Origin of the sequence: Rhodococcoides fascians A25f, from assembly GCF_000760935.2 — a bacterium.
Classification (GTDB): domain Bacteria; phylum Actinomycetota; class Actinomycetes; order Mycobacteriales; family Mycobacteriaceae; genus Rhodococcoides.
This window is the reverse complement of sequence record NZ_CP049744.1, coordinates 77,698-87,189: the sequence shown is the minus strand read 5'-3', so window position 1 is coordinate 87,189 and position 9,492 is coordinate 77,698. Positions and strand designations below refer to the sequence as shown.

The window sequence follows — 9,492 nt, the reverse complement described above, 5'->3', positions numbered from 1 at the left end:
ATCAACGGATTCCAATGACTCGCCTCTTCGCGCAACATAAGGGAGCAGTTACCGGCACGCCGTCGTGCGATGAAAGGAAATCGACGTTGCCCCGAAACGTCCTCCATTGCGAGCACTGCCCGAATGGAGTTCCAGCTACCGGCCTATCGACGTAGGTTTACACATCCGTTACCAACGGGTCAACCATCTTTGGCGCATCGCCGTAGACCTTGTGAATTCACAGAATCCCCGTCGGGCATTCGATGACACCTAACAACACCGAAAGGCACTTACAGCCGACTTTTGCCGACTATAAGTGCCCCGGTTCAGGCGAAACAGGTACGGCTAAGCCGATTTCCAGACTGCGACGACGGACGGTCGCGGTTGGGTGTTGCCGCCGTCGGGCCAATGCGAAATCGGCGCGTCGGCGGTGGCGTCGTCGCTCTCGCCGGGGTGCTGCACACACACCATGACACGCTCGTCGGTGACGATCGGACCGCAGGTCTCGCCGCCGGCGGGAACCGTCAGGAACTGTCGGGTCTCGCCGCGACGTTCGCCGTCGAGCACGACGGCGAACAGGCCGTCGTTGGAGTCGAGGGCATTGCCGTCGGTGGAGACCCACAGGTTGCCCTTGGCGTCGAACGCGAGGTTGTCGGGGCACGAGATGGGGCTGACCTGGCTCTTGTCGAAGCCGCCGAAGTAGGTGTCGGCCTCGTTGGGGTCACCGCAGACCAACAGCAGATTCCAGGTGAAGGACGTGCCCGCGTGGTCGTCGTCGAGCTCGAGTACCTGACCGTTCTTGTTGGTGTTGCGGGGGTTGGCCTCGTCGGCCGCAGCCTTGCCTTCGGTGCCGCGGTTGGAGTTGTTCGTCAGCGCAACGTAGACCCGGCCCGTCACCGGGTTGGGCTCGAAGTCCTCGGGACGGTCCATCTTGGTTGCGCCCACCTTGTCGCCTGCCTGACGGGTGAACACCGCGACCTCCTCGGCCGACATACCGTCGACGAGGGATGTGCCGCGGCCGTCCTCGCCGGTTTCGAGCAGCGGGATCCACGTTCCGGTGCCACGGAATTCGCCGTTGGACGGCAGGGTGCCGGATCCGTCGATCTCGTCGGGAGTATCGCCGGTGAGGGTGGCGACGTACAGCGTGCCCGCGTCGAGAAGCGTCAGGTTGTTGCGCATCGCGGCCTGGCCGGTGCCGGGCATCATCTTTCGGCTGGAGACGAACTTGTACATGTAGTCGAAGCGCTCGTCGTCGCCGCTGTACGCCACCACGGTGCCGTCATCGGTGACGTGGATCGTCGCGGCCTCGTGCTTGAAGCGGCCGAGGGCGGTGTGCTTGATCGGAGTCGACTGCGGGTCCCACGGATTCACCTCGACGATGTACCCGAAGCGGTTCACCTCGTTCGGCTCCTGCGCCAGGTCGAAGCGCTTGTCGAAGCGCTCCCACTTGCGGTCGCTCGCGGCACCTTCGATTCCGTAGCGCGAGAGCCGTTCGGCCACAACGGGATCGGTGACCGACTCGGCATTGCCGAAGTACTGGTTGAAGTTCTCTTCGCCGGAGAGCACGGTTCCCCACGGTGTCAGGCCGCCCGAGCAGTTGTTGAACGTGCCGAACACCTTGGTGCCGGTGGGGTCGACGCTCGTTTTGAGGAAGTTGCTACCCGCGGCGGGGCCGGTGACGACGAATTCGGTGGTGCCGGTGATGCGGCGGTTGTATTGCCCCATGGCCGGGGTCAGCTTGCCGGTGCCCGACTCGCCCTGCACCTGTACCACCGAAAGTCCGTGTGCGGCAAGGGCGACGTCGAACTGCTCCCGGGTGGGGTTCTCCGCGTCGTAGCCCTTGAACATGGCCGGCTCGGTGCTGTACTCGTGGTTGACCACCAGCAGGTGCGCGTTCGGTGTGCCCTCGATCGGCAGAAGGCCGGCGAAGTCGTTGTTGAAGCCGAACTGCTTCTCCTGCGCGGCGGCCGTCTGGTTGTCGAAGTCGAACGCCGGTGCGCCTGCCACGACCGCGTCACCCCAGCGGATGACGACGCCTTGTTCGTAGCCCTCGGGTACCACTACCGCGTCCTCGGTGTTCGGTTCCACCGCAACGAAGTCCACGCCGTCGACCGGAGGGGTGTCGGTGCCCGAGGTGGTGGAGGTTCCGGTGGCCGCCGGCTCGTCGGTGGAGCACGCCGCCAGAGCACTGCCCGCGCCCACGGCGAGCACTGCCATCGCTCCACCCTTGATGACGCCACGCCGGGACATCGCGGTCTTGACGATGTCGCCGAAGTACTCGCCCTTCGACGTATTGGGAATCTCGTGGAAGCACGCATCACCGCACTTGTACTTGCACGTCAATGATGAGCGCTTGGAGCTTCCGTCGTGAACGGCGAACAAGGGTAGTGGCTTCATGTCACGGCACGCTGTCACCCAAAAGCGAAAGTAAAGGAACGTTCAGGTGAAGTTGGGGATAACGAGGCTGCCCTAACGTGCTACAGCACCTGCGACAGAAACGCTTTCAGTCGATCGGTATGAGGATCGTCGAACAACTGCTCCGGCGTTCCGGTTTCGACGGCGCTGCCGTGATCCATGAACAGCACTTTGTTCGAGACCGATCGCGCGAAGCCCATCTCGTGGGTCACCACCACCATGGTCATGCCGCCCTCGGCGAGGTCGGCCATCAATGCCAGCACTCCCTTGACCAACTCGGGATCGAGAGCGGAGGTGGCCTCGTCGAAGAACATCACCTCCGGCTTCATGGCCAGAGCGCGGGCAATGGCAACGCGCTGCTGTTGGCCGCCCGAGAGATTGCCCGGACGCGAGTCCGCCTTGTTGGTCAGTCCCACCAGTTCGAGTTGATCCATCGCCGCCGCGCGGGCAGCCTCCTTGGACAGGCCGAGCAACTTCTGTGGGCCGAGCGCAATGTTGTCGGCAACACTCTTGTGCGGGAACAGGTTGAACTGCTGGAACACCATGCCGATACGCTGGCGCAGCTTGTCCGGGTCGTCCTTCAGAACCGACTTGCCGTCGAGCAGAATGTCGCCCTGCTCCGGCTCGTGGAGTCGGTTGAGGGCACGCAGCAGCGTGGATTTGCCCGATCCGGACGGGCCGATGACCGTCGTGGTCGTGCCGGCCGGGACGTCGATGCTCACCCCGCGCAGCACCTTGTTGGTGCCGAACGACAGGTGAATGTCCTTGCCTTGCAGCGAAACAGAAGTCATGTCAGCCTCTTTCCACGACGACGGCCTGCTCCACCGGATCGAGCGTCTGCTCGGCCTTACCGGTGCGCAATCGCTTGTCGATGTAGTTCACGAGATGGGTGAGCGGCACGGTCAGCACCAGGTAAAACAATCCGGCGGCGACGAGCGGAGACAGGTTTCCGGTCTGCGCGTTGAGATCTCGACCGACGGCGAACAGCTCACGCTGGGTGGCGAGCAACCCGAGGAAGTAGATCAGCGACGAGTCCTTGATCAGCGAGATGAACTGATTCATCAGAGCCGGCAGGACGCGTCGGACACCCTGCGGGACGACGACGAGGTTCATCGAACGACGACGGCTGAACCCCAGTGCCCGTGCGGCTTCCATCTGGCCGGCCTCGACGCTCTGGATACCGGATCGGAAGATCTCCCCGATGTACGCCGCGGCGAGCAGCGAGAGTGCCGCTGCGCCGAGCCAATACGGATTTCCGCCCGTCAGACCCTGCACCACCGGTCCGATACCGAGTCCGATGATCAGAATGATGACCACCGCGGGCAGTCCGCGGAAGATGTCGGTGTAGACCCGTGCAGGCCACCGCAGCCAACGCGTGCGCGACAGGCCGGCCAGGGCCAGCAGCATGCCCAGGACCGTACCGATGATGCCCGACGCCAACGCCAGAATCAGCGTGTTCGGCAGACCGACCTTGAACAGGTCGGGGATGGCCGACTTGTACAGCGACCAATCGAAGAACGTATCCCCCAGCTGCGCCAGCGTGGATTTGGGTTGAACGGCAACGGCTTCGGGAGCGTTCGCATCGTTCTGAGCCGCGATGGCCGCGAAGTCGGGTAGCTCCGGCTGGGGGGCGGCCTTGCTGCCCGGCTTGAAGCCGTCGGGCAATTCGCGCGGGACCCAGTCGGAGTAGAGGGTGGCCCAGGTACCGTCGGCGATCACCGCGTCGAGGCCGGAGTTCAGCGCGTCGATCAACGGTTGATTGTCGCGGGCCACGGCCCAGCCGACGAAGTTGTTCAGCGAGAACGTGTTCTGTGTGATCGCGGTGCCGTCCTCGGGCTTGACCAAGCCCTCCGCCTGCTGTGACGGGGCGACCCATGCGTCGATCTGGCCGGTCTTGAGGTTCGCGTAGGCGGTGTTGTAGTCGGGGAACTTCACCGGATCGAGGCCGAGCGTGTTCACCACGTAGTCGTCCTGCACGGTGCCCTGCACCACGCCGATCCTGGTGCCCGGGTTGAGGTCCTCGAACTTGGTGATCGGACCGCCGGCCTTCGCAACGAGGGAGAAGTAGCCGAAGTCGTAGCCGTTGGTGAACCCGACGGTGTTCCGGCGTTCGTCCGTTGTCGTGATCGAGGACGAACCGACGTCGAAGCGGCGGCCGGCCACCTGCGCGAGCAGGCCCGAGAACTCGGTGCCCGAGAAGTTGATCTGCAGGCCGAGCTTCGCAGCGACGGCCTTCAGCAGTTCGTTGTCGTAGCCGGTGTACTCGCCGGCCGAGTCCAAGCAGATGCTGGGCGGGGCGTCGGACAACGTGCCGACGGTGAGGACGCCCGGCGTCGCCAATCCGAGGGATCCCGTGTCGATCCGGTCCAGCGGGGTGACGTTCGCTGTCGTGTACTTGTCCTCCGTCGCGGCAGCGGCCGCGGCATCGAAGTTCGTCGGCGTCGACGACGCACTGTCGACACCGGGAGGGGCACACAGGTCGGTGGGACCTGCGGCCGCCTGATCGTCGGAGGACGACGTGCCACACGCAGCGAGCGTGAGAGCCATCAACAGTCCGAGAACGAGAACCACGAGCGCGCGTGAAGCGCGTACGGCAACCATGGACAAAACCCTAAGCGGACCAGGGCCCACTCACCCAAACGCGCCACGCGCAAGGGTTTCGCTCAACGAACTGCAGTGGCGTGTACTACTGGTGCGAGTCCCGCCACGCGATTGCATCGCCGAGCTCCGTGAGGTCGTATTCGGGGCCTCCGGTACCCACGGTGAACAGGGTGGCTCCAGCGTCGACGAAGTCCTGAGCGGTGTCCGCGCCCGGCCACGAGACCGATCGAGTGATGCCCGAGACGTCCCGCCCGACGGTCGTGCCGTGCTCGGCGAGGATCTCCGACTTGCGCTTCAACGCCTCGAGGTCCGCGAAGCTGTGCCAGATGTGCGCGTACTCGGCCACCATCTTCAGCGTCTTCTTCTCACCGCCGCCGCCGATGAGGATCGGGATGTCGCGGGTGGGGGCCGGGTTTCCGACGTCCAGGCGGTGGCGGATTCTGGCCAGGCTCTCTTTCAGCAATGCCAGACGCGAACCCGCCGTGCCGAACTCGTAGCCGAAGTTGTCGTAGTCCTTCTCGTTCCAGCCGGCACCGATGCCGAGGATCAAGCGGCCGCCACTGATGTGGTCGACGGTGCGCGCCATGTCGGCCAGGAGGTCCGGGTTGCGGTAGCCACCGCCGGTGACGAGGGCGCCGATTTCGACGTTCGACGTCTGCTCGGCCCAGGCACCCAGCATCGTCCAGCACTCGAAATGAGCGCCGTCGAGATCGCCGTACAGCGGGTAGAAGTGATCCCAGTTGAAGACGATGTCGACGCCCGCATCCTCCGACCGCAACACCGCGTCGCGGATGAGTTGGTAATCGGGAGCGTGCTGGGGCTGAAGCTGAACACCGATCTTGACGGTCATGCGGGTCTCCTCGTCGTGTGGGCTGCGTCTCCCATGATGCACCCGAAAACGACTAGCCGATGCGGACGCCGCTCTCGGCCATCATCGCCCGCAGTACGAACCCGGCCTCGTAACCGACGATCTCGCTGACGAGGGTGATGTAGCGATCGACGAATGCGCCTCCGTGTTGCTGCTCGTCCTCGCCTGCGAAGTGGTGCGCAAGCTCGTGCAGAACCACCAGTTCCCGCAACGCCCACGCTCTGTTGCCGTGATGCAAGGGAACGGCGATGGTGGCCGTGTCCGGTTCGTAGTGCGCGGCACCCGAGCCCGAACGAGCTCGGACGGTGATCACACGACCGGCGTCGGGCCACGTGGCTGCGACCCAATCCAGTGCCAGGACCGCGTCGATGTAGGTCTGCACGGATTTCAGCGACGCGAACTTGCGCTCGATCGGCAGGGTGATCTGCGAGCCCATCACCTGCACTACACGAATGTCACGCTCCTCGGCGCGATCGAACATGGTGCGCACCAACTGTTCGGCGTCGTACACCGCGGACCGCTGCGTGTCCCTCCCCCTGCTCACCCGGTCAGCCTAATTTGTGTCGCTCGCTCCCCTCGCCTAGTGTCTTTATCGACAACGATTGTCGAAGTCGTTCCCAGTTCCAGTGTTCAGGAGATTCCGTGCTCGTCGTCGAAAACCTCTGCATCGACGCCGGACGCACCCGCATCGCCCGGCACGTGTCCTTCGAGATACCCGACGGTCGACGCCTGGGTTTGCTCGGCGCATCGGGATCGGGAAAGTCGCTGATCGCCTCGGCGTTGGTCGGAGCGCTTCCGCCGGGCATCACCTGCAGCGGCAGCATCGTCGTCGACGGCCACAACGTCACCGGGATTCCGACACCACGGCGGCCCCACGCCGCACGCCCGGCTATGGTCTTTCAGGATTCGGCCACCGCCCTCAATCCGATGGTCACCGTCGGCAAACAATTACGTACGTCCGACGCCGCCGAATTGCTCGGGCGGGTGGGTCTGTTCGATGCCGAGCGCATCCTGGCCGCGCACCCGCTCGAACTGTCCGGTGGCCAACGTCAACGCGTCTGTATCGCAGTCGCATTGGCGCGGGCGAGGTCACTGGTGATCGCCGATGAGCCTACGACGGCCCTCGATGTGGTCAGCCAGGCTCGGGTGCTGGATGCCCTCCGTGAGGTGCCGTCGCTGTTGATGATCACGCACGACATCGCCGTCGCCGCGCAGCTGTGCGACCATCTGATGGTTCTCGATTCAGGACACATCATCGAATCTGGTTCCACAGCAACAATTCTGGAACACCCTGCGACCGACATCGTTGGACGCATGGTCGATCACGCGCGTGCTGCCGATCCGTTTCGTCAGCTGGTCATGCCATGACCACGGGCTTGGTGGCCACGGATATCACGCGCACCTATGTTCGGCACGGCTCGTCTCGTACTGCGCTGGACGGCGTCTCGTTCACGCTGCCGCCGGCCGGTCGCACAGGAGTGGTCGGCGAATCCGGTTCGGGGAAGACCACGTTGTTGTGCATGCTGTTGGCGTTGGACACGCCCTCCGAAGGAACCATCGAATTGGACGGACGCACAGTGCGTTCCGGATCCTCGCGATCGCTGCGGTGGTTTCGCAGACTTGTGCAGTACGTACCGCAGGATCCCGCGACCAGTCTCGATCCGCGACGCAGCGTCCTCGATCTGGTCGCGACGCCGCTGCGACTACTCGGCGTCGACGGGGATCATCGAGCCAAGGCAGGTGCCGCACTCGCTGCCGTCGGGCTGGACGAGCGATACTTTCAGCGCCGACCGACGGAACTGTCCGGTGGTCAGAATCAACGCGTCGCCATCGCGCGTGCGGTGGCGTGCGAGCCGCAGTACCTGCTGGCGGACGAGCCGGTCAGCGGATTGGACCCCGATCTGCGTGAGCAGGTCCTCGCAGTCCTGGCCGGACTGCCGAGCGCAGTGCTGATCGTCAGCCACGATCTGTCGGCAGTCGCTCGGCTCTGCGGGGACGTAGCGGTGATGCACGACGGCCGGATCGTCGAAACCGGCAGCGTACGAGACATTCTCACCGCACCGCGGCACCCCTGTACCCGAGACCTGATCGACGCCGTACCCCGGCTTGCATGACCATCACAGGAGATTCCTTGATCACCACTCTGTTGTCTACCAGCGTGTTCCGTATCGGCGCCCTCGCGTGCGTGGGTGCACTCACGCTCACCGGCTGCTTCGCGTCCGGGCCCGCGTCCGGGGATGCAGAGAACCGCGCCCGTGTGGCGATGCTGCAGCCTCCGCGCTCGGCGCTCTCGCAGTTCAGCGACGACGCCTTCAAACTTTCACGCTGGTCGACAGCCGAAACCTTGATCTCCCTCGACGACCTGGGTGATGCTCAGCCCCTGTTGGCGACAGCCTGGAATCGTGTCGATGACCGCACCTGGAGCTTCGACCTCCGCCCCGACGTGACCTTCCACAACGGAGCGCCACTCGATGCCGCCGCCGTCGTCACCGCCCTGACCGCTGCCACCACGGCCGCGCCGAAGCCGCGCATCCTCGACGGCGTCGAGCTGACGGTGACTGCCACCGACGAAAACACCGTCGAGGTCACCACCGAGGACGTCGATCCGTTGGTGCCGCAGCGACTCTCGAGCCCGCAGCTGGCAATCCTAGCGCCCGAGGCCTACTCCGCAGAGGGTAGCGACCCCGTCGGCACCGGCACCGGACCGTTCGTGTTGACTGCCGTGGACGGTACGTCGAGTGCCACTCTCGATCGCAACGAGAACTACTGGGGTGAGACCGCGAAGCTCGCCGGCATCGACGTCGATTTTGTGCCCGACGGCACCGCCCGTGCCGCTGCGCTCCGCAACGGGACGGCCGATGTGGTGGAGGCGATTCCGGTGTCGCAGGCCGCCAACATCGACCGAGCGCTGGTGCACGAGGTCCCCATGCCGCGTACCAATACCCTCTACGTGAACACCGCGTCCGGGGTATTCGCAGATCCGACCATGCGTGCCGCCGCACGGGAATCGGTGGACAAGGATCGTCTGGTCGAGCAGGTCTACGAGGGTCGCGCCGACGCCGCGAACGGACTGCTCGGCCCCGCGCTCCCGTGGGCCGCGGACCGCCCCGCGCGCACCGAGACCCCAGCGGGCGACGCCACAGGTAAGACGATCACCCTCGCCACGTTCACAGACCGCGCCGAGCTCCCCGAGGTCGCGGTACTGCTGCAGCAGGAGCTCGAGGCGAAGGGCTTCGTCGTGAACCAGGTGGTGCGTGAATACCAGTTCATCGAAACCGATGCTCTCAGCGGGGCATTCGACGCGTTCATCCTCTCCCGTGCCACGGTGCTCGACTCCGGCGATCCGGTGGCATATCTCTACTCCGACTTCGCCTGTGACGGATCGTTCAACATCTCGCAGTTCTGCGACCCGCAGGTCGACGCCGCCCTGTCCGACGCATCGGCCACCGAGCCGGGTGACGAGCGACGCGCGGCGATCCTCGAAGCCGAGAAGCTGATCCTGGAGCAGGATGCGGCCGTGCCGATGCTGCACGAACGCGTGATCCAGGGTGAATCCGGGGCCATCACCGGCGTCGCCCGCGATCCTAGGGAACGCACGCTCATCACCAACCAGACCACATTCGAGTAAC

8 protein-coding genes are annotated in these 9,492 nt (G+C 64.8%); 3 read left to right on the top strand and 5 right to left on the bottom strand.

Annotation, left to right across the window (positions count from 1 at the left end):
* Window positions 1–324: 324 nt before the first annotated feature.
* The 5 genes from BH93_RS00490 to BH93_RS00470 all read right to left on the bottom strand — a co-directional run bounded on the left by BH93_RS00490 (window position 325) and on the right by BH93_RS00470 (window position 6,407).
* A complete protein-coding gene (locus BH93_RS00490; protein WP_037175008.1) occupies window positions 325–2,376 on the bottom strand; it encodes a PhoX family protein in 2,052 nt (683 codons plus the stop codon).
* 80 nt (window positions 2,377–2,456) lie between these two features.
* A complete protein-coding gene (locus BH93_RS00485; protein WP_037175009.1) occupies window positions 2,457–3,185 on the bottom strand; it encodes an amino acid ABC transporter ATP-binding protein in 729 nt (242 codons plus the stop codon).
* 1 nt (window position 3,186) lies between these two features.
* Window positions 3,187–4,995, bottom strand: coding sequence for an ABC transporter substrate-binding protein/permease (locus BH93_RS00480; RefSeq protein ID WP_037152058.1), 1,809 nt, complete (start codon window positions 4,993–4,995; stop codon window positions 3,187–3,189).
* Window positions 4,996–5,080: 85 nt separating this feature from the next.
* A complete protein-coding gene (locus tag BH93_RS00475; RefSeq protein ID WP_037175010.1) occupies window positions 5,081–5,845 on the bottom strand; it encodes an LLM class F420-dependent oxidoreductase in 765 nt (254 codons plus the stop codon).
* Window positions 5,846–5,897: 52 nt separating this feature from the next.
* Window positions 5,898–6,407 carry a TIGR04338 family metallohydrolase gene (locus BH93_RS00470; RefSeq protein WP_037175011.1) on the bottom strand — a complete coding sequence of 170 codons (510 nt, stop codon included), beginning with the start codon at window positions 6,405–6,407 and terminating at the stop codon, window positions 5,898–5,900.
* A gap of 98 nt (window positions 6,408–6,505) precedes the next feature.
* Between BH93_RS00470 and BH93_RS00465 the strand changes: the two genes are divergently transcribed.
* The 3 genes from BH93_RS00465 to BH93_RS00455 are packed head-to-tail and all read left to right on the top strand — an operon-like array spanning window position 6,506 to window position 9,491.
* Window positions 6,506–7,231 carry an ATP-binding cassette domain-containing protein gene (locus tag BH93_RS00465; protein WP_037175012.1) on the top strand — a complete coding sequence of 242 codons (726 nt, stop codon included), beginning with the start codon at window positions 6,506–6,508 and terminating at the stop codon, window positions 7,229–7,231.
* Entirely contained in the window at window positions 7,228–7,977 is a 750-nt protein-coding gene (locus BH93_RS00460) for an ABC transporter ATP-binding protein (protein WP_037175013.1), read from the top strand. Before BH93_RS00465 ends, BH93_RS00460 begins: the two co-directional genes overlap by 4 nt.
* The gene (locus BH93_RS00455; protein WP_052065290.1) at window positions 7,974–9,491 is read left to right on the top strand and encodes an ABC transporter substrate-binding protein; all 1,518 of its coding nucleotides are present in this window, start codon (window positions 7,974–7,976) and stop codon (window positions 9,489–9,491) included. Before BH93_RS00460 ends, BH93_RS00455 begins: the two co-directional genes overlap by 4 nt.
* Window position 9,492: the final 1 nt, after the last annotated feature.

What these genes read in the sequence shown, in the direction of transcription:
- BH93_RS00475 (WP_037175010.1), bottom strand. Translation starts at nt 5,845, where the DNA reads ATGACCGTCAAGATCGGTGTTCAGCTTCAGCCCCAGCACGCTCCCGAT.
- BH93_RS00480 (WP_037152058.1), bottom strand. Translation starts at nt 4,995, where the DNA reads ATGGTTGCCGTACGCGCTTCACGCGCGCTCGTGGTTCTCGTTCTCGGA.
- BH93_RS00485 (WP_037175009.1), bottom strand. Translation starts at nt 3,185, where the DNA reads ATGACTTCTGTTTCGCTGCAAGGCAAGGACATTCACCTGTCGTTCGGC.
- BH93_RS00460 (WP_037175013.1), top strand. Translation starts at nt 7,228, where the DNA reads ATGACCACGGGCTTGGTGGCCACGGATATCACGCGCACCTATGTTCGG.
- BH93_RS00490 (WP_037175008.1), bottom strand. Translation starts at nt 2,376, where the DNA reads ATGAAGCCACTACCCTTGTTCGCCGTTCACGACGGAAGCTCCAAGCGC.
- BH93_RS00455 (WP_052065290.1), top strand. Translation starts at nt 7,974, where the DNA reads ATGACCATCACAGGAGATTCCTTGATCACCACTCTGTTGTCTACCAGC.